Genomic DNA, 21,828 nt, shown 5'->3' on the forward strand with positions numbered 1-21,828 from the left:
GTTGCTATTTCGGACGTGCTGACTAGTCGAGCAGTGACACCACTTCGTCCAGGGACGCACCGCCGAGGATGGCGGTGACCGGCAGATCGCGCTGAAGTTCGGCTTCGATGCGCTTGCGCAGGTCCAGGGCCTGAAGGGAATCCAGGCCGAGCGCCACCAGCGGCATGGAGCCGTCGATGGGTTCGGTGTTGTCCATGCCCATGACGAAGCGCAGGGCGTCGCGGACCTGTCCGGCGATGTCCTGGACGATGGGTGCGGCCGGCGCGGTGGTGATCTCCACGGGGGCTGCGACCGGGGTTGCGACTGCCGCCGGGGCGACGGGCTGCCGCACGACCGGTGCGGGCTCGTCCGGGATTTCCGCGAACAGCGGCTCCTGGCCGAAGAGCGCGAAAATCGCGCGCAGCTTGGACCATTCGGCCGCCACCACGATGCTGTTGCCCGCGGCCGCGAAACCGGCGGCGATGGCGGTCGCCGGATCCATGGGCAGCAGGCCGGTACCGCTGATGCGGGCGACCGCGTCGGCATTGTCGGCTCCGACGGCCCGCCACAGTCCCCACTGCACGGAGGTGACGCCGATGCCGTCGCGGCGGTAGCCGGTGGCGGCCGCGTCCAGCATGCGGTTCACGGCGGCGTAGACCGCGTGGCCGCGCCCGCCGATGGTGGCCGAGAGCGAGGAGCACAGCACCACGCGCGCGTCCGGGGCGAGCGGCAGGTCGCGAATCAGCCGGTCCAGTGCGACGACCTTGGATTCCGCTGCGGCGAGCACGGTTTCGGGGCTCACTTCGGCGGCTGCGGCGTTGTAGTCGACGGCCGCGTGCACCAGCAGCGTGACCGGGGTGACCACGAAATCGTCGCCGAGTGAGCGCACGGCCTCGTCATCGGTCACATCGCAGGTGCGGATCTTGATGACCGTGCCGTGCGCGCTCAATTCCGCGACCCGCTTGGCGGTCTCGGCGGAACCGCCGGAACGGCTGATCAGCGTGATGCGGCGGGCACCGGCGCGGGCGAAGTCGGCGGCGCAGTCGAGGCCGAGTTTGCCCGTCCCGCCGATGATCACGACCTCGGCCAGATCGGCCGGGGTGAGCGCGCAATCGCCGGGGGCGTCATCCACGACCAGCCGCTTGGCGTACCAGGCGCCACCGCGCGCGGCCAGTTCCGGCTCACCCGAGGTGTGGATCGCACCGAGCACGGCCTTGGCCGCGTCCGGAATCTCCTGTCCGGCAGCCAGATCCAGATGCCGGAAGCCGACGCCCGGGTACTCCGCCGCCAGGCAGCGGAATCCGGCCTGTGCGGCGGCGTGTGCGATGGCGGGCGTCTCACCCTCGAGCACCTGCTCACCACCGGAGGTCACCAGCCACACATCCCGGACACCGGTGAGATCGGGCAGCCAGCTCCGATCACCCACGAAATCAGCGGATTCACGTACCGCCGACACAATTTCGGTGCCCACCGAGGGCGCCAGCAGGATGACGGCCGTATCGTAGCTCGGCCCCGCCGTCTCCTCCCCCGTCATTCCGGCATGCTTTTGGCCGGAATCCACCGTTTCAGCTGGCGCACTGCCGGTGTGGATCCCGGCCAAAAGCGCGCCGGGATGACGGGATGACGATCCGCTGCCGCCTGTGACCGTTCCGACCACTTTCGCGCCGTGGCGGGATGCGCCCTGCTCGATCGCGGCGGCGAGGTCGGCGGCGCGGCCGGTGTGGTCGACCACGATCAGGGTGCGGGGCGGGATCATCTTGCGGCGGTCCAGGCGGACCCAGCGCTCGGCGAGGCGCTGCGGGGCGACGGTGCCCTCGGCGATGGAACTCGACTGTGCGGCAGCGGATTCGGCGTCACCGATGGCGGCAGCTCCGGAACTTGCTGCACCGGAAGCGTTTTCGACAGTGCGTGCGCCCGTCGATGCCGATCCGGTGCCGTCCTGCGGCGCTTCGGGGCGGTAGTCGAACGGAGCCCAGAGCTGCTTCGGGGTGGTCTGGGTGTTGGGGAAGTCCAGCAGGGGCAGACGGCGTACGTCGGTTGCGCTGTCGCGCAGGGTGTCCCACGCGAAGCCGGTGTCCAGCACGGCGACCTGGGCCAGGTTCTTGGTGAACTCGGCGAGGTCGACGGCGGTGCGGCGGGAGGTGCCGATGGTGCGGAAGTCGCGGTCCTTGCTCGCGCCGGAGAGGGTGTCCTGCATGGCGAGCATGAGGGCCGGGTGGTCGGCGATCTCCAGGAAGATGTCGATGCCCTGGTCTGCGGCCGCGGCGATGGCGAGGTCGAAGCGGACCCGGTTGCGCAGGTTCCAGTACCAGTATTCGGCGGCGGGCAGATCGGGGGTGACCGCTTCGCCGAGTGTCGCACCGAGGCAGGGGATCTCGGTCGGCGCGAAGACCGGTGAGTCCAGGGTGTCGCGCAGTGTGCTCTCGAGGTCCTCGCGGAACTTGCTGACGAAGGAGGTGTGCGCCGGGTATTCGACGCGAATTTCCTTGGCGAACTTGCCCTGTGCGGTGAGGGTGGCGACCAGCGCCGAGACGGCGGGGCGCTCACCGGAGATGGCGAGCACATTGGCGGAGTTGACCACGGCGAGTTCGGCCCAGCCGGAATTGCGGGCCAGCAGCGCCTCGCATTCGTCGCGGTTGACCCCGACCACGGCCATGGCCCACTGGCCGTTCCACTCGTGTTCGCGTTCCAGCGATCCGACCAGGTCGGCGCGCAGGGTGACCACGCGAATGCCGTCGGCGAGGGAGATGATGCCCGACACCACGGCGGCGGCGATCTCGCCCTGACTGTGGCCGACCGTCACATGCGGTTCCACCCCGGCGGCGCGCCAGATGGCGGCCAGGCCGAGCATCTGCATGAACAGCGCGGGCTGGACCATTTCGACGCCGTAGTCCGCGCCGGTCTCGTCCAGCAGATAGGTCAGCGGCGAAATGCCGTGCTGCGCTTGGAAGATCGCGTCGCATTCGTCGACGGTGGCGCGGAAGACCGGTGAATGCGCGTAGTAGAGCACGCCCATACCCGGTCGCTGGCTGCCCTGACCGGGAAAGACGTAGGCGATGCGGCGTGCGCTCGCGGCCCGGTTACCGGCCATCACGGCCGGATGCGGCTTCCCGGCGACGATCGCGTGCAGTGCCTCGATCAGCTTCTCGCGGTCGGTGACGGCGATGAGCGCACGGTGGCGTCGCGCCGCGCGGGTGCGAAAGAGCATGTCCGCCACCGCGTCCGGGGTGACCGACGGTCGTTCCTCCAGGTAGGCGACCAAGGCGGCGGCCTCACGACCGAGCGCGTCGGCGGTCTCGGCGGACAGCAGGACGGGGGTGCTGCCGTCCGGAAGGCGGTAGTCAGGCATGGGTCTCCTCTTCCAGGACGGGCATGGCGAGCACGGCGTGTGCGTTGGTGCCGCTGACGCCGAACGACGACACCGCGCCGTAGCGAACGCCGTCGCGCGGTTCCCACTCGGTGAGTTTCGCTGCCAGGCGCAGGTTTCCGGCCTCCCAGTCGAAGCGGGAGTTGGGGCTGTCGGCGTGCCGGGTGGGGGCGATCTGGCCGTGCAGACCGCTGAGCAGCACCTTGATCAGGCCGAGCAGGCCCGCAGCGGCCTGGGCGTGGCCGAGGTTGGATTTCACCGAGCCGAGCAGCGGGCTGCTGCCGTCGGGCCGGGGTACGCCGTAAACCTCTTGCAGCGCGGTCAATTCCAGCGGATCGCCGACGGCGGTGCCGGTGCCGTGGCCTTCGATCATGTCGATCAGGCCGGGGTCGATTCCGGCGGCCGTCACGGTCGCGCGGACGAGGCGTTCCTGTGCGGCGGAGCTGGGCACCGCGATGGGCGCGCCCTTGCCGTTGTGGTTGATGCGGGAGCCGAGCAGGCGGCCGTAGACGCGGTGCCCGAGTTCACGTGCTCGCGATTCGCGTTCCAGCACAACGACTCCGACGCCTTCGCCCCAGAGTGTGCCGAGGGCGTTGTCGGAGTACGGCTTGCACTGGCCGTCGGCGGCGAGCGCGTTGTTCTTGGAGAATTCGAAGAACGCGCCGGGCGAGCCCATGATGCAGGCCGCGCCCGCCAGCGCCCATTCGCATTCACCATTGCGAATGGCGTTGGCGGCCAAATGCACAGCGGCCAGCGAGGACGCGCAGGCCACATCCACGACCACGGATGGTCCGCCCAGGCCGAGCACATTGGAGATGCGCCCGGCGACCGCGCCCATGGCGGCTCCGCCCGCGCGATAGCCGGTGAAGTCGTTGACCTCCGCGCCGTGCGGGCCGTATTCGGTATTGGAAGCGCCCATGTAGCAACCGATGTCGTCGCCGTCGCCCAGTGCGGCGGGGTTGATGCCCGCGTTCTCCAGCGCGCGCCACGCCACCCGCAGCGCCACCCGCTGCTGCGGGTCCATGGCGACCGCTTCGCGCGGGGTGATGCCGAAGAACATGGGGTCGAAATCCGCTGCGGTGTCCAGGAATCCGCCCGCGTCGCGGACTTCGCCCCAGCCTTCGATCTCGGCCAGCGCGAACAACTTCTCCAGCGGCCAGCCGCGATCACGCGGGAAAGGTCCGATGAGGTCGCGTGATTCGGCGAGCGCGGTCCAGTACTGGGCCAGCGTCTCGATACCGCCGGGCGCTTCCACCGCCATACCGGTGATGACGATCGGATCGTCGGCACCGCCTGGCACGGTGCCGCCGGGCGATGCGTTCGGGTCGTTGCTCATCGGGCTACCGCCGTCCGGATCGGTTCCGCCGCGAGGGTTTCCGCGATGGCGGTGACATGGTCGTGCAGGTAGAAGTGCCCGCCGTCGAACATGCTCACCTGGAGTTCGTGCGGGGTGTGCGACTGCCAGCCGTACAGGTCACCGATGGAGACGAATTCGTCCTCGCTGCCGCCCATCACGTGCAGCGGGGTGTCCAACTGGACGTCCTGGGCGCAGACGTAGGCGTCGAAGGCGGCGTAATCGGCCTTGAGGGCGGGCAGTGCCATGCGCATGAGGTCGCGGTTGCCCAGCACGTCCGCACCGGTGCCCTGGAGTCCGCCGACGTGGTCGAGCAGTTCCTCATCCCCGGTGGGATGGTTGGGCATATCGACGACCCGATACGGCGCGACCGCGCCGGATACGGCGAGCAGGCGCACCGGAATGCCCTCGCTCTCGGCCAGTTTGGCGAATTCGAAGGCGACGACCGAACCCATGCTGTGCCCGAAGACGGTGATCGGCTCCCCGTTATTGCTGGGCGAGCGCACGAATTCGGCGAACGCGCCCGCGGCGATATCGGGGACGCTGGTCAGCGCGGCCTCGCGGGCCCGGTCCTGGCGGCCCGGGTACTGGAAGATCGAGACGTCGAAGTGTTCGCTCAGCGCCTTGGAGAACGGGCGGTAGGTGGACGCGCCGCCGCCCGCGTGCGGGCAGATGACCAGCGGCGCGCTGCCCGCCGTGCGCGGGCGATGGAATTTGCGGATCCAGCCGAGGGTGTTGCTCATAGTCCTTGCTCCTGTTTCTCCGCGCTCGGAATTCCGGCGCTCACTGCCACATCCGGCGCATCACCAGCAGGCCGTGGTCTTCGTCGCCGATGACCGCGGCATCGTCGATCCGGGTGTCCGGGGCGGCGGCGATGGCGCGCAGGGTGTCGTGGAAGGCGGCCTCGATGATCTCGGCCTCGGTGTCGTCGAAGGAGTCCTCCGCGTAGAAGACCACCGCCCGCACGCCGTCGCCGGGCAACAGTTCATTGGCCGGGAAGATCATGACCAGCAGGGCGTTATCGGTCGCGCCGCCGCCCTCGAAGGTCACCAGTTCCAGGTTCGCCTGTGCCAGTAGGCTTTCCAGTTCGGCCCGGCCGGGCGGGTAGGACTGGAAGACGAACATGGAGTCGAACAGTTTGCGCACACCGGTGGCCCGGATGGCCGAGGTGAGGCGGTACTGGTGGAATTCCATGAGTTCGACTCGGCGGCGCTGGATTTCGGCCAGCTGTTCACGCCAGCTGGAATCACCGCGCAGGCCGACCGCGACCGGAATGGTGTTGGCGAAGCAGCCGACCGCATTGTCGACCTCGTCCAGATCGGCGGGGCGACCTGAGACGACCTCGCCGAATACCGCTGTCTCCGAACCGGTTACGTAGCGCAGCACATTGGCCCAGGCGAGCTGGCAGATGACGCTGAAGGTGGTGCCGAGTTCGGTGGCCAGCTCGGTGAGGCGATCCACGACCTGTGCGTCGATCTCGGCGGAGCGGCCGGTGGGCACGCCGCCGCCCTCGGGCACGCGGTTGGGCGCGACCAGACAGGGCTGCACGCCGTCCAGGTAGCCGGACCAGGCGGCCTCGGTGGCCTCCTCCCGATCCTGGGTCAGGGCCAGGAATTCGGCGAAGGTGTCCGGGTTGCCGAGCGGTGCGGCGGTGCCGTCGCTGAGGTAGGCGGCAAAGATCTCCTGCGGCAGCAGCTGACCGGACCAGCCGTCGGTGAGCAGGTGATGCGAGGTGAGTACCAGCATGTGCACGGCATCGGGCAGGTGCACGACGGTGGCGCGGGTGAGCGGGCCGCGCGAGAGGTCGAACTGTTCGCCCTGATCGGCGAGCAGGAAATCACGCAGGCGCTGTTCGGAGTCGGTCAGCGGCGCGAAGTCGACCTCGCGCACCGGGAAGTCCATATGCTCGTTGACCAGTGCGTACGGCTGACCGGCGTGCGAGACCGAAATCGCCACGCGCAGATTGGGATAGCGGTTCAGGACGGTGTCCAGCGCGGCGGTCAGGCGCGGCAGTTCCAGATCGCCGCGCACGGCGATCATGGTCTGCACATTGTAGAAATCCTTGCCGCCGGAGCCGAGCGCGGTGAAGTACAGCCCGGCCTGCATGGGCGCGAGCGGATGCACGTCGGCGAACGCGCCGAACAGGGTCTGCCAGCGATCCAGGTCCAGCTGGGTGACGCCGCGCGCCAGCACATCGCTCGGGGTGGGCTGGCGAACCGGGTTGTCGCGCACCGTCTTCGACAGATCGTGCAGTGCGCCGGTCCACAGGTCGGCGAGTTCGTGCACATCGGCGTCGGTGAGCACCCCGACCGGGAAGCGGAAGGAGGCGCGCAGGCTGGTGCGGTCGCCGTCGGCGATGCTCACGGTATTGACGTCCAGCACCGCCGGGACCGGCATGGCCGGATCGGCGTGACCGCCCAGGTAGCCGAATTCCGGTGCGGCATCCCAGGGTTCAACGGTGTCGGCGGTGTCCGCGACCGTGAACCGGCCCATGTAGTTGAAGCTGATCTGCGGGGCCGCATGGCTTTCCAGCTCGGACTTGGCGGCGGGGTTCAGCCAGCGCAGCAGGCCCCACCCGATGCCGGAGTCCGGCACCGCGAGCAGCTGTTCCTTCACCGCCTTCACCGCGTCCACGATGTCGGCCTCACCGCCGCGCAGCACGTTCAGCGCGACCGGGTAGGCGCTGGTGAACCAGCCCACCGCATTCGCGAGATCGGCTCCGGCGAAGAGATTTTCGACACGGCCGTGCCGTTCCATGGTGAGTGCGACGGTATCGGCGTCGTTGTCGTGCGAACGCCGGAACCGATGCACGGCGACGGCCAGCGCGGCGACCTGGATGTCCAGGAAGTCGCAGCCGAACACCTGCGCGCCGAGCGTGCTCAGCAGCTGAGTGTCATCGGCGTCGAGTTCGGCGGTGACCTCGTGCAGGGTGGCGACGGTGTCCACCGCCGGGTCCACCCGGCGAGTGCCGAGCAGTGGATCGGCTGCGGCGGCGATCTCCCGCCAGCGCGGCAATTCGGCTGCCAGCGCGTCGCTTTGGGCATAGTGCGCCAGATTGCTGTTCCAGGTGTGCACCGAGGTGCCGGTCTCCGGCTCCAGTGCGCCGTCCTGCCACAGCCCGCGCAGATCGTCGTGCAGGATGCGCCAGGAGACGCCGTCCACCACCAGGTGGTGGATCACCAGCAGCAGGCGGCCGGTGGCGGAGTCGGGCGTACGCGCCCACACCGCACCGACCATTCGACCGGCGGCCGGATCGAGTGCCGCGCCGACCTCGTGCAAATGCGCCTGGAGCACTTCACCGGCGCTGAGTTCCCAATCGTCGCCGTCGATTACGACCTCGATGAGCTCGACGGGCGGGTACGCCTCGCCGACGGCGGGCACGTAATAGGCGAGAGCCCCTTCCGTCATCCCGGCATGCTTTTGGCCGGGATCCACCTCATCCGTGTGGATTCCGGCCAAAAGCGCGCCGGAATGACGGGGGGAGGTTTCCACGCCGAGGCGGGCGCGGAGCAGCGGGTGGCGGTCGAGTAGGGCCGCCACGGTGGTGGTGAGCTGTTCGGCGGTCGCGCCGGGCGGGGTCACCACGGCGGTGGCCTGGCTGTATCCGGTGTATTCGCCGACCTTTTCGACGAGCATGGCGGCGATCGGGTTGAGCGGGATCCAGCCGGTGTCCGCGCCCGCGCCGATGAGTGCGGGTGCGCCGGTGTCGAGGATGGGGGTGGTCGCGGCGGCGATGGCGGCGATGGTGCGGGCGTCGAACAGGGCGCTGGTGGTGATGGCCAGGCCGCGCTTCTTCAGCGCTGAGGCCATGCGGATGGCGGTGATGGAATCGCCGCCCAGCGCCAGGAAGTCGTCATCGGCGGCCAGCGCCAGATCGTCGCCGAGGTTCAGGACCTGGCGGACCGCCTCGGCGACAAGGGTTTCCGGGCCGTCGGCGAGCGCGCGACCGTGGCCGCTGCTGCCGCCGAGATCCGGTTCGGGCAGGGCGCGCCGGTCCAGCTTGCCGTTGGCGGTGAGCGGGAGCGCGGCCATGCGCACCAGCGCCGACGGAATCATGTACTCGGGCAGGCGTTCCGAGAGGTAGGCGCGAATGGTCGCGGCGACCGCGGTTTCGGAATCGGTGGCGTACACCGAATCCGGCTCCGCCACGTAGTAGGCGACCAGCACCGAATCATTGCCGCGCGGCAGCGCGATGGCGGCGGCCGAGCCGATGCCGGGCATACGGCGCAGCGTGGTGCCGATCTCGCCGAGTTCGATGCGGTGGCCGCGAATCTTGACCTGATCGTCCACGCGGCCCAGGTATTCCAGGCGGCCACGGGAATTCCAGCGCACGATATCGCCGGTGCGGTACATGCGGGCACCGGATTCTCTGGCGAACGGGCAGGCCATGAAGGTGGCGGCGCTCAGGCCGGGCCGCCGGTGGTAGCCCTGGGCCAGCTGGACGCCGCCCAGGTACAGCTCACCGGTGACGCCCGGGGGCACCTGCCGCAGCTGCTCGTCCAGCACGTAGACGGACGAATTGGATTCGGGCCGCCCGATGAGCGCGGACCGGATCTCATCGCCGGCCGATCGGGTATCGGACAGCGCGTCCGCGAAGTCCTCGTGGGTGAGGTCCATGGCGGCCTCGGTCGGGCCGTACAGACCGAGCACGGTGCCGCCGAAGACCCGGCCGGCCTCTTCCACCAGGGCGGGCGGCACGGATTCGCCGCCGAGGTAGACGTAACGCATGGTTTCCAGACGCTTCGGATCCGGTCCGGCGTCGAGGAAGGCGCGCGTCACGCTGGGCACCAGGGACAGCTGAGTCACCCGGTGCCGCTCGATGATTCCGGCGAGCGCCTCCACATCGGCCTGCCACCATTCCGGATGCGGGAGCACCGTTGCCGAGCCGGTGCCGAGCGCATTCACCAGCTCGAACACCGATACGTCGAAGCCGATGGGCGCTTTCTGAAGAATGCGCTCCTGCCCGAAACCGAGGTAGTCGCGCATCCACTGCACATGGTTCGCGATGGCACGGTGATGGATGACCACGCCCTTGGGACGGCCGGTGGTGCCCGAGGTGTACAGCAGGTATGCGGCGTCCAGCGGGTGGATGGGCCGGGCCAGTTCCTCTACACGGACCGGTGAGCCGTCGGTGGCGGCCAGCTCGGCGCGTAGATCCGGGGCAGCCAAGTCCAGGAGCGGCAGCCCCGCGCCCGTCATTTCGGCGTGCTCTTGGCCGGAATCCCCACCGGCGGATGATGATTCGAGGCCGTGGATCCCGGCCAAATACACGCCGGGATGACGGGGGGAATCAGCGCCTACCGTATTGATCAGCAGGGACAGCTCCGCATCGCCCAGCATGTATTCGATGCGGTCCAGGGGGTAGCTCGGGTCGGCGGGGACGTAGACCGCGCCCGCGCGCAGGACGGCGGCGAAGACGACCGGGAGCCATTCGCTGCGTTCGGCGTAGACGCCGACGCGGTCGCCGTTGCGGACACCACGAGCGAGCAGCATGCGGGTGAGTCCGTTGACGCGGGAATCGAATTCGGCGTAGTCGAGTGCGGTGTCCTCGAAGATCACCGCGACCCGGTCCGGATGCTGCTGCGCCGAAGTCCGGATCATGGCGTCGATGGTTTCGGGGGTGATGGCGGGGCGGTCGCCGTGCGACCAGTCGTCCAGGCGGGCGCGGTCCGACACGGACAGCGTCTCCAGCGCGCCCAGGGTCGCACCGGGGGTGGCGGCGGCCAGCACCTGTTCGATGTACTCGTGCAGGCGCTCGATGGTGCCGTGGTCGAAAAGATCGGTGCGGTAGGTGATCTGGACGTCGGTGCGATCCGAATGCATGAACGTCTCGACCACCAGCGGCAGCAGCGCGCCGCCGTTGTCGATCAGTTCCCAGCTGGTGGTCGCGCCCGGCAGCTGCGGACCGTCGATCTTCTGGTGCAGGAACAGCACCATGGTGTCGAACAGTTTCGAACCGATGTGCCCGGTGGCGCTGTTGGCCGCCCGGATGATGCCCTCCTGCGGAAAGTGCTTGTGCCGGAAGGCCTCGGTGGTGGTGGCGCGCACCTGATCCACCAGTTCGGCGAAAGTGCGTGCGCCCGCGCCGGTGAAGCGCAGCGGAATCATATTGGACAGGTTGCCGATCAGCAGTTCCTGCCCTGATTCCTCGCGATTGGCGACGGTGGTGCCGACCACGATGTCGCGCTGTCCGGTGGTCTGGCGCAGCGCCAGATAGTAGGCGGCCAGGAATACCGAGAACGGGGTGCTGCGCAGATCGGCGGCGAGCCTGCGCAGATTGGCATCGGCCGGTGCGCCCAGCAGCCGATCGAAGCGGTCACCGCGTTCGGTGACGGTGACCGGGCGGCGGTCGTAGGGCAGCTGGAGTTCGGGCACCTCGCCGTCGAATTGGCTTGCCCAGAACTCCATTTCGGCGGAGTGATCGCCGTCGCGGTAGCGGTCCTGCTCCCATTCGGCGAAGTCGGCGACCTGGAGTCGCAGCGGTTCCACCGTGATGTCGCCGGTGCGCGCCTGGCGGTAGAAGTTCTCGATATCGGGCGAGAGCGCGGGCAGGGTCATACCGTCCCAGGCGATGTGCTGGATGACCAGCAGCGCCACCAGGCGGTCGGGGCGGGTGCGAGCGAAGGTGACACGCAGTGAGGATTCCGACGACAGGTCGAAGGTCTCGTACGCGGCGGCCCGGGTCAGTTCGGCCAGTCGCCGGTCCGCCTCGGCCGGATCGGTTGCGGTGAGGTCGATTTCGGTGATCCGGGGCGGCAGGCCGTCGTGAATGAGCTGGTACGGGTCGCCGTGCTCGTCATTGTGATAGGTGGTGCGCAGCACCTCGTGCCTGCGCACCAGGGCCAGGAAGGCGCGGTGCAGGGCCGGACCGTCCACCTCACCGTCGAAAGTCAGTGCCAGACAGAGGTTGTAGGCGGCGCTGTCGGGCGCGATCTGCTGATGCGCCCACACATTGCGCTGCCCGAAGGACAGCGGAGCGCGCGTCGGATCGCGGCGCACCGGCACCGCGGGGGCGGCGGCCAGGCCCGCGCTCGCGAGCCGGGCGGCCATTGCTGCCTGTAGGTCTTCCAGCGACTTCATCAGGTGAAACCAATCCTTGTTCTTTCGAGAATCCCTGCACCGCACCGAATCCGGCGCGCGTAACCGATTAGCGCGCGGCGACCGGTTCCGGATTCGGGATCTCGGCGAGCTCGAGCAGAATGCGGGACACCTGGTCCAGCCGGTCCGGGGTGGGCTCGGCGGCCAGCAGCGCGGCGCAGATGCCCCGCACGGTGCGGCCCTCGAGCACCGCGGTGACGCCGAAGCGTTCCACCGCCAGCAGGCCGCGCAGTTTCGCGGTGAGGGTGGTGGCGAGAATCGAATTACCGCCGATATCGAAGAAATCGGTGGTGACGCCGAACTTCTCGATGCCGAGCACCATGGCGGCGATGTATTCGACGGCCGCCTCGAGCGCGGTTTCGGGTGCCAGGTAGCTGTCGGCGACGGCATCGTCACCGGCGGCCACCATGCGGCGGATGGCGGCGCGATCCAGTTTGCCGTTGCCGGTCAACGGGATCGCGGGGACCAGTTCCAGGATTTCCGGAATCATGTGCGCGGGCAGCAGGTCCCGGAGCCCGGCGGTCACGGTCTCGAGCGAGGGGGCGTGTTCCGGGGCGGCGTGCTTGCCGCCCGAGGTGACCGCGGCGATCGCGGCCAGGCGACCCGAATCCGTCACCAGCGCAACGGCTTCACCGATGCCCGGCTGGGCGGCCAGCGCGGATTCGACCTCGCCGAGTTCCACGCGGAAGCCGCGGATCTTCACCTGGTGATCGGCACGGCCCAGGAAGTCCAGGGTGCCGTCGGGCAGGTAGCGGGCCATATCGCCGGTGCGGTACCAGCGGATGCCGTCCACGGTGACGAATCGGTCGGCGGTGCGCTCCGGATCGCCGCGGTAGCCGTCGGCCACGCTGACACCGCCGATCCACAGCTCGCCCGGGACATGATCGGGACAGTCCTCACCGCGCGAATTGACAACGCGGCAGCGAACATTCGCCATCGGCGTACCGTACGGCACGTTCGCCCAATCGGCCGGGTAGAGATCGGTGATCTCGCAGACGGTGGAGTGGATGGCGGTCTCGGTGGTGCCGCCCAGGCCCGCGAAGCGCACGCCCGGCACCAGCTCCCGGAAGCGGTGGCCCTGCTGGGATTTCACCCGGTCACCGCCGGTGATGACGACGCGCACCGTGCGCAACTGCGCGGGTGCGGCGGTATCGAGCAGCATGGTGATCAGGCCGGGCGCGGCATTCACCACCGTCACACCGGTTTCCGCGATGAGCGCGGACCAGGCCTCGGCATCGCGTTCGATGCTCGCCTCGACCGCGACCACCGCGCCGCCGAGCGAGAGCGGGGCGAAGATGTCGAACACCGACAGGTCGAATTCCAGCGCCGACAGGCCGATGGTGTGATCGTCCGCGCCCAGATCGAAGTGGGTGATGATGGCGTCGATGGTGTTGGCCGCCGCGCGGTGGCTCACCTCCACGCCCTTGGGCTCACCGGTCGAACCGGACGTGAACAGCACGTACGCAATCGAATCGGGGTCCGCGACGTGCACGGTGTCCGCACGCGGGCCCGTGATGGCGTCGGCCAGCAGCAGCGGACTCACCTCGGCGGGCAGTTCGGCCGGGCTGTCCAGCAGCACGACTCGCGCACCACCGCGCGCCAGGATGCGGTCGCGCCGCGCCTGCGGCTGCGCGGTGCTGATCGGCAGGTACGTCGCACCGGCCGCGAGCACGCCAAGCACGGCCGGAATCTGCTTGTGCCCCTTGGGAATCATGACGGCGACGGTGTCACCGGGGCGCACCCCGGCCGCGGCCAGCGCGTGCGCGACGGCCAGCGCCTGACCGGCCAGCTCGTCGTAGCTGCTGATGCCCGCGTCCCAGCGCAGGGCGGGGCGCTCGGGATCGCGTTCGGCGAGGGCGAAGAAGGCCTCGTGCAGGGTGCGCGGGCCGCCGAGTTCGAGGTCGGTGGCGTTGACGTGGTCGCGGATATCGCGCTGGGCCTGCGGCAGGGCGATGGACAGGTCTGCGGTCCAGTCCGCGTCTTCGGCCACCAATCCGTCGAGCAGGGCGCGGAATTCGGTGAACATGGCGTCGGCCACGCCCTCGGGGAGGGCGTCGCGGCGCAGGTCCCAGTTCACCAGCAGGCCGCCGTTGAGTTCGACGACCTGGGCGTCCAGGTCGACCTGCGGGCCCTGGGAGATGATCCACACGGGTGCGCCGAAGACGCGCAGCACGCGGTCGGAGAAGAGTTCGCCCAGATCCAGGCCGGAGGTGAAGACCACCGACGGGGTGACCGGCGAGCCGTGCAGGCGGCCCAGATCGCGCAGTACGTCCAGGCCTTCGTACTCCGAATGCGCGGCGCAGGTGTGCAATTCGCGCTGTAGTCGCTTGGCGCGGTCCACCATGGATTCGGCGCGGGTGGCGTCCACGTCCACCAGTACCGAGTTGGTGAAGTCGCCGACCACGCGGTCGATATCGTCGTGCAGCGGTTCGCGGTTGAACAGCGGCACATTGAGCAGGAAGCGCTGCCGGGCCGACCAGCGGGCGATGGCCTCGGAGAACACGGTGGCCAGTGCGACGGCGGGCGTCACGCCGTGGCCGTGCGCGTTCTTGTTCAGGCGCTGCCGGGCGGCGGGATCGAACCAGTGGTGCAGGCGCACACTGCGGCTCGGGTCGCGGCGCTCGGCCTCGGGCAGCACGGGCAGGGCCGGAATACCGGGCAGCTCGCCCAGGCGGCTCGCCCACCAGTCGCGATCGGCCGAATTATCCGGGGCGGCCTGCTCTTTCGCGGCCAGGTAGGCGCGGAACGTGTAGTCCAGCGATTCGGTGAGGTCGGCGTCCGTTTCGTACAGGGTCGCCAGATCCTCCAGGATGCGGCGGTAGCTCTGCGCGTCGGCGGCGAGCATGTCCACATCCACGTGCAGGCGGTGGCCGCCGCCGGACAGCAGCGACAGCGCGATATCGATGACCTGCCCGGCCTCGACATCCATGCGCTGATGACTCTTGACCTGGCGCAGGCGTTCCAGCTCATCGGCCTCGGAATCGGCGCTCAGGGTGAGGGCTTCGAAGACCGGACGCAGCGGTTCGGGCAGGGTCTGCTGGGTGCCGCTGTCGGTGAAGCGGGCGCGCAGCTGTTCGTGCCGGTGCACCAGGCGGGTCACGGCGCGGCGCAGGCGTTCGGGATCGAGGCCGTCGCCGTCGAATTCGACGTACAGGTGGGCGGCGACGCCGCCGAGGGCCTGATCCTGGCGGCGGCCCATCCAATAGGCGTGCTGCATGGTGGCGAGGGCGAATTCGCTGCCGGGGGCGGGGGCGTCGGCAGCGGCGGAACCATTCGCGGCAGCGGCGGCCGGCGCGGATTCGACAGCGGTCGAGCCGGATTCGGCGGCGACCTGGTTCGCGCCGAGCAGCGTCGTCCACGCGCCGAGGGTCGGTTCCAGGGCGAGCGCGGAGCTGCGCACCTCATAGCCCTGCTTACGCCATTTGGCGGACAGGTGCATGAGCTTCATGGAGTGCATGCCCAGGCTGACGAGGTCGTCGTCATCGCCGATCGATTCGGGGGCGACGTCCAGCGCAGCCGCCACGATTGCGCGAATCCCAGCCTTGTCGAGCATCGAACTCCTCATCCTGCGAATGTTCCGCCTCGGGCGCTACACCAAAGGTAGGCTTGCCTAACTTCATAGGGATGGTAGCCCATGGCCGCAGGTGCGGTGAAGGGGTGTGGTTTGGCTAACCTAAATAGCTGATAGCGGGCCTCTGACAAGCGAATACGCCGATGGGACCCATCGGATAATTCCGATGGGTCCCAGGTCAGGACTCCGCATGAGCCCCTCAACTCCTGCGAAATCTGTAGCGCCCGAGGCCTCGACGGCCGCGGGGAACCGTTCAGTTATGCATCGGCGCTCTCATCGGCGGTGAAGCCCGCCAGCACATCCGCCCAGCGCTCGGCGCGGGCATCGACCGCCAGGCCGTCGAGCACTGCGGTGTTCACATCGAATTGCGCGACCAGGGATGGACGGCCGTCGCGGGGCACCACGGCGGTGGTGATGTCCACGCTGAAACGCAGCGGCAGATCCGGGTGCGCGGCCACGCCGAATTCGCCGGTGAACTCCGCCAGCGGCGCGGGCGACCAAGGGCCGGTACCGAATTGGAGTACGTCGAAGCGGCCCAGGTGGTTGATGCGCAGCTGGCCGCGGGCGGCGAAGGTGCGATCGGTCAGATCCGGAACCGGTGCGCCCGGGGTCCAGTCCGCCGCGGCGACCGGGACCAGCACCGTCTCCTCGACGGTGAACCAGCCGACGCGGCGGGAATCGTCATCGTCCGGCCGGCCGTGGGATTCGCGGGTGACAGCGATGCGGCCGCCCGCGTCTGCGATATCCGGGAAAGTGCCGGCGCAGGCCAGGATCAGGGCGTCTTCCAGCGGGACGCCCGCTGTGGCGCACTCCGCCAGTAGCCGTTCGGTGCGGTCCGCACCCAACTCCACCACCCGCTGGGTGACCTTGCCCGCGCGGTCGCGCGCCGGATCGGTGAGTTGACCCGCCAGCGGGGTGCCGAGGATCTCGGTGCCGGAAGTCACTGTCACCGAACCGGTTTCGCCGTAGGGCTCTTCGTTCAACGGCGGCTCGCCCTGTTCGAGGCGGCGCAGATCATCGACCAGGATCAGCCAGGACACCACGTCCACGGCCAGGTGATGAATGGACAGCAGTAGGCGGCGTTGCGGACCGGCCAGGATGGTGGCGGCCAGCATGCGGCCCGCCTCCGGATCCAGGCGCGCCACCGTATCGGTGAGATACGTTGCGGGCGTGCCGGTTCCATCGGCCTCGGTGAGCCACACCTCGGCCGGGGCCAGCTCCTCCACCAGTAGCGCGGGTGCGTCCGCAGCGGTGATCAATCGTGAGCGCAGCGTGGGGTGCGCGGTGGCAAGCGCGGACAGGCGTTCGACGACCGCGGCCGTCGTCGCATCGTCCGGCAGCGAAATCACCTGGGACTGAGCCAGATAGCGGTAGTCGCCATTGGCGATGATCTCGTTCGCCAACGCGGTCAGCGGGAGCAGCGCACCGGCGGGCGTGACCGCCGCCGCCGCGCGGTCCTCCCCCGCCGCGGTGAGTTCATCCAGCCGGGCCGCCAGTTCGCGAAGATCACCGGCCGCCATCACATCCCGGGCCGCGACGCGGAAACCCGCACCGCGCAAACGGGATACGAGGTCGATCACGCCGATGCTGTCGATGCCGAGATCGACCAGGCTGTCGGTGATGCCGGGACCGGTGCCCGCCGCGCCCAGCGCCGAGACGACGCCGAGCAGCGCGCGCTCGGTGTCGGTGCCGGGCTCGCTGCCGCCGGACCCGGCCACCTGCGCGGTGAGCAGGGCCGTCGCGGCGTGCACATCCAGTTTGTCGTTGCTGTTCAACGGAATCTCGGGGACCGCGACGATGCGCGTCGGCACCAGGAAGCGGGGCAGGCGCTGTGTCAGGCCCGCGCGCAGCTGCGGCACCGGGACCGCACTCACGACGAGCGCGCCCAGGCGGGTGCGGCCGTTATCGGTGTACGCCAGCACGGCCGCGTTCTCGACACCGGCGAGTTCGCGCAGCACCACGGCGGCCTCGTCGGGTTCCACCCGATAGCCGTTGATCTTGACCTGCTTATCGGCGCGGCCCTCGTAGATGACGGTGCCGTCATCGGCGCGGCGCACCAGATCGCCGGTGCGATAACGCTTTCCGTTCGGGCCCGCCACGAAGGCGGCGAAGGTGGTCGCGGGGCGGTCCAGGTAGCCCAGCGCCAGCTGGGGGCCGGACAGATACAGCTCGCCCAGTCCGCCCGGCGGCACCGGGCGCAGCCGGTGATCGAGCACCTCGGCGGTCATCCGGTCGAAGGTGCGGCCGATGGTCGGCGAAATATGGTCGTGCACATCGGCCATCAGCGCTTCGACGGTCGCCTCGGTCGGACCGTAGAAATTGATGACCCGGGTATCGGGTAGGCCCTGCAACCGCTTCCAGGTATCGGGATTGATCGCCTCACCACCGAGCGCGAGCACCGCCAGCGGGCAATGCTCCACACCGTCCCGCTCGGTGAACAACCCGAAAGCGATGAGCCGCGGCAACATCGACGGCGAAGTGTCGAAGATATCGATCCCGTGCCGGGCGATGGCCGCCGCGATCTGCTCGGCGTCCGTGCGCGCCTGCTCGCCCAGCATGACCACGGTGTGGCCGCTGAGCAGTGCGACGGTCGGCTGCCACGCGGCATCGAAGCCGGTCGACCAGCCGTGCCCGATCCGCAGTTGCCTGCCGAGCCGTTCGGCTGCGGGCGCGAAGATCCGCCGCTCATGATTGGCCCAGTGGCTCAGCAGCGCACCGTGCGGCACCACAACACCCTTCGGGCGACCGGTCGTGCCCGAAGTGAAGATGACATAGAACGGCACGGCTGCGTTCGTGACGGACAGCCCGCCGCGCGCGGTCTCGGCCGGTGCGGGCGAATCGCTCAGCGCCGCACCGAGAAGACGCAGTTCTCCGGTGCCGGTCGTGACGCCGTGCACGAAATCCACATCCTGCGCGCGGACCTGCACCAGCACATCCACCAGCGCCTCGTCACCGAGCACGAGGCGAGCGCCGGAGGTCTCCAGCAGATAGGCAAGCCGGTCGGCCGGAGTGCCCGGGTCGACATGCACACAGATACCACCCGCATGCGCAATGGCGAAGGGCGCGTGCAGAACTCGGCGATCACGCGGCAGCACCACGGCCACCGAATCACCGGGGCGCACACCGCTCGCCTGCAGCGCGGCCGCGAGAGTCCGCACCGCCGAACCGAATTCGGCAAACGAGTGCTCGCCGTCGGCATCGATCACGGCAACCGCATCGGCGGAGCGGTCAGCGGCGGCGAGAAGCACGTCGGAAACCAGCGCATGAGGCGACACGGCCTCGAACGCGTCCCCATGCGTCATTCCGGCGTGCTCTTGGCCGGAATCCTCCGAATCCTGTTGGAGTACTTCCGGTGTGGATCCCGGCCAAAAGCGTGCCGGGATGACGGGGGAAGGATCCGCCGCGAGGTCGGGGGAAGTGTTTGCGCCGAGATTGGGGGAAGGCTGCGCTGCGGGGTTGGAGGCGAGGGCGGCGGGTTCGTCGTCGAGGAGCAGGCTCACGGCGGCGGCGGAATCGGCGTCGACCAGGCGGGCCACCACGGCGAGCATGCGCTGGGCGAGGCGGTCGGGGTGGAAGCGGGTGACCAGGTCGGGGCGGATTTCGACGCGGGTGATGAGTTCGCCGTTCTCGACCACCGGGACCACCGCGATCGGGTAGTGGCTGGGGGAATCGACGCGGCGGGGCTTGAGGCGGGCGCCGTGGGCCATGGGCATATCGGCGGTCACCGCGCCCAGCGGGGTGTTCTCGAAGACCAGGAGGGTGTCGAAGAGTTGGCTGCCACCGGTGTGGCGGGTGATTTCGGCGATGCCGAGGTATTCGTGGGCGCGGAGTTGGGCGACCTCACGCTGAAGTGCCACACCGATGTCGGCGGGGGCGCGGTCGTCGAGGCGGACTCGGACCGGGATGGTGGTGACGAGTGCGCCCACCAGGCGTTCGGCATTGGGGAGGGAGGCGTCGCGGCCGGAGGTGGTTTGACCGAAGACCACATCGTCGCGGCCGGTGAGGCCGGAAAGCACTCGGGCCCAGGCCATTTGCAGGACCGTGTTGAGGGTCAGGCCCTTGCCGCGCGCCCAGGCGGTGACCCGGTCGGTGTCCGCGCGGGTGAAGCGGGCCTCGCCCAGCACCGGGATATCGGCCGGAGCAGGGGCCGCGAGCATGGACATCGGGGCCAGGCCGTGCAGGGCGCGCTGCCACACCTCGATGGAGGCGGCGGTATCGCGGCTCGCCAGCCAGGCGGCGTGCTCGCGCAGCGGCGGGGCCGGGGGCAGGCTCGCGCCCGCACCGCCGTGCAGCGCGATCAGGTCGGCGAACAGCAGCGGGATGGACCAGCCATCGATGATGATGTGGTGTGCGGTGCAGACCAATTCGTAGTCGTGCTCACCCACCCGCGCGGCGACCACCCGGAACAGTGGTCCGGCATCGAGGTCGATGCGGCGGCGGCCCTCATCCCAATACAGTTGCTGCGCTGCGGCTTCCGGATCGGCGGCCGACCGCAGATCCAGCTCGCGCCAGCCGATGCGACCGGCATCGGTGGTGACCAGTACCGGATGCGGCAGCCCGTCGGTCAGCACCGCGCCGCCCAGATGCGGGTAGCGATCCAGCAATTGATCGAAAGCCGTGCGCAGCGCGGAGAGTTCGGTCAAGCCCTCGATCCGCACCGCGAAGGTGACCAGGTACGGATCGACCGCGCCGGAGGCGACGCTGACCGAATACAGGCCGCGCTGTAGCGGGGACAGCGCGACGACATCGAGAATCTGCACGGTCACCGGGCAGCGAGCTTTCCGGCAAGCGCGCTCAGCGCGGCGGCATCGAGACCGGAGGCGGCCATCGGCGCGACCTCGGCGACCGGTTCGGGTTGCGCCGCAGCGCTTTCGGCGGTGAGGTTCTCGGCCATCTCGTAGACGGCCGGGAATTCGAACACCTTCTGCACGTCGAGAATGTGGCCCCGCTCGGCCAGCACGGTGACGAAGCGCAGCGCGGCCACACTGTCACCGCCGAGGGCGAAGAAATTGTCCTCGCGACCGACCTCGTCCTCGTCATCGAGTTCGAGGATCTCGCGCAGCGCGTCCGCGATGGCGCGCTCGGCATCGGTCTGCGGCGGGCCGCCCAGGCCGGAGATGGCCAGCGGGTCCAGCTCGAGGGAATCGTCCTCGGCCACGAACCAGGCGTTCGGCCGCACCTCCCCCGCATCCGTCGCGGTATCGGGTGCGGCCGACCAGGATTCGGCGGTACGCGCCAGCAGACGAGCGAACTCACCGGCCGAATGGCGGCGGGACAGCTCCTCGGCCAGGTCGACGGTCACGGTCCAGCCGGACGCGGTCTCGATCACGTCCACGATCAAATCCACACCGTGCGGACGGGCCACCGCGCGAGCGATCTCACGAGCGACGCCGTCACCGGCGGCAACCTCGAACACACCCGCGCGCACTCCGGCCAACACCTGGAACAGTCCGCCCTGTGCCGCCGCACCCGGGCCGCGCAGCTGATGCGTCAACCGCTCGATTCGAGTCCCGGCATGCGCGTACGCCTCGGCCAGCAGCCGCGAGGCCGCGTCCACCAGTTCGCGCGGCGCATCGCCGCGCGGCGAATCCACCGGCAGCACGAGATAGTTGGCGAAATTGCCGAGCACGTCCGCGCTGGCATCCGACCGCGCCGCCGACGCGATGCCGACCGGAATGCCGGTGCTCGCCCCGAGTTCACGCAGCGCCGCACCGATGAGCGCGGTCAACACGGCAAGCGATGCCGCGCCCGGCTCACCACCGAACGCCGCGACCGTGGCTGCCGGAATCTCCACCACGGCACGAGCGCTGCGGGGCAGGGCCGGGCGCTTGCCGGTCAGCAGGAGCTGCTCGGGGAGGTCGGCGAGGCGTTCGGTCCAGAAGGCGAGCGAATCGTCCTTGGCGGTCAGGGCTTTCACCTGATCGGCGGTGAATTCGCGGTACTGGGCGGCGGCCGGGATCTCCCCGGTCGCCAGGAGCTGGGTGGCCAGCAGGTCCAGGGTGCGATCGTCCGCGGCGACCGGGTGTGCGGCCAGGGAAAGCACAGCGCGCTCGGGCAGGCGGTACACCCGGATGCGGACGGGGAATTCGGTCGCCAGGTCGAAGGCGTGACCGGCGTCGGTCAGCAGGGCGGGAGTCAGTGCGGCGTCGCCGATTTCGATGATGTCGGCGGCACCGGCGGGAGCGGACTCCACCCGCTGGTACGGGACCCGGCGGTCATCCGGGTACACCGTGCGCAGGATCTCGTGCGCGGCAAGGACTTCGGCCGTGCGCGCCGCGACGCCGTCCGCGAGCGCGGCCGGAATCTCCAGTGCCAGGAACACATTGGCGGCGGTGATGCGGGCCAGCCGCTCCGGCAGCAGGGCCGCCTGCTGGGCCGGGGACAGCGGGACGCCGCGATCGGTGCGCGCGGCGGGGGTTTCGAGCGTCATGGGGGTGAAGTCCTTCCTGGCGACCGGCG

The 21,828-nt window shown here is 69.4% G+C and carries 7 protein-coding genes; all 7 read right to left on the reverse strand.

Annotated elements, in window-relative coordinates; genetic code table 11:
- Window positions 1-22: 22 nt before the first annotated feature.
- On the reverse strand, window positions 23-3,328 hold the full coding sequence (gene nbtC, locus ACFVUS_RS17085) for a nocobactin polyketide synthase NbtC (RefSeq protein ID WP_387766648.1): 3,306 nt from the start codon (window positions 3,326-3,328) through the stop codon (window positions 23-25).
- Window positions 3,321-4,682, reverse strand: coding sequence for a polyketide synthase (locus ACFVUS_RS17090; RefSeq protein ID WP_387766651.1), 1,362 nt, complete (start codon window positions 4,680-4,682; stop codon window positions 3,321-3,323). Before ACFVUS_RS17090 ends, nbtC begins: the two co-directional genes overlap by 8 nt.
- Window positions 4,679-5,443 carry a thioesterase II family protein gene (locus ACFVUS_RS17095; protein WP_387766654.1) on the reverse strand — a complete coding sequence of 255 codons (765 nt, stop codon included), beginning with the start codon at window positions 5,441-5,443 and terminating at the stop codon, window positions 4,679-4,681. The genes ACFVUS_RS17090 and ACFVUS_RS17095 overlap by 4 nt, the downstream gene beginning before the upstream one ends.
- Window positions 5,444-5,483: 40 nt before the next feature.
- Window positions 5,484-11,780, reverse strand: a complete 6,297-nt coding sequence (locus ACFVUS_RS17100) for an amino acid adenylation domain-containing protein (protein ID WP_387766657.1) — start codon at window positions 11,778-11,780, stop codon at window positions 5,484-5,486.
- A gap of 67 nt (window positions 11,781-11,847) precedes the next feature.
- Window positions 11,848-15,351, reverse strand: a complete 3,504-nt coding sequence (locus ACFVUS_RS17105; RefSeq protein WP_387766660.1) for an amino acid adenylation domain-containing protein — start codon at window positions 15,349-15,351, stop codon at window positions 11,848-11,850.
- Between the two features lie 275 nt (window positions 15,352-15,626).
- Window positions 15,627-20,135: an AMP-binding protein gene (locus tag ACFVUS_RS17110; RefSeq protein ID WP_387766663.1), complete on the reverse strand. Its 4,509-nt coding sequence runs from the start codon at window positions 20,133-20,135 to the stop codon at window positions 15,627-15,629.
- Window positions 20,132-21,799, reverse strand: a complete 1,668-nt coding sequence (locus tag ACFVUS_RS17115) for a condensation domain-containing protein (protein WP_387766666.1) — start codon at window positions 21,797-21,799, stop codon at window positions 20,132-20,134. The genes ACFVUS_RS17110 and ACFVUS_RS17115 overlap by 4 nt, the downstream gene beginning before the upstream one ends.
- Between the last annotated feature and the right edge of the window lie 29 nt (window positions 21,800-21,828).

Origin of the sequence: Nocardia sp. NPDC058058 (assembly GCF_042885355.1) — a bacterium.
In the GTDB taxonomy this organism is placed as follows: domain Bacteria; phylum Actinomycetota; class Actinomycetes; order Mycobacteriales; family Mycobacteriaceae; genus Nocardia.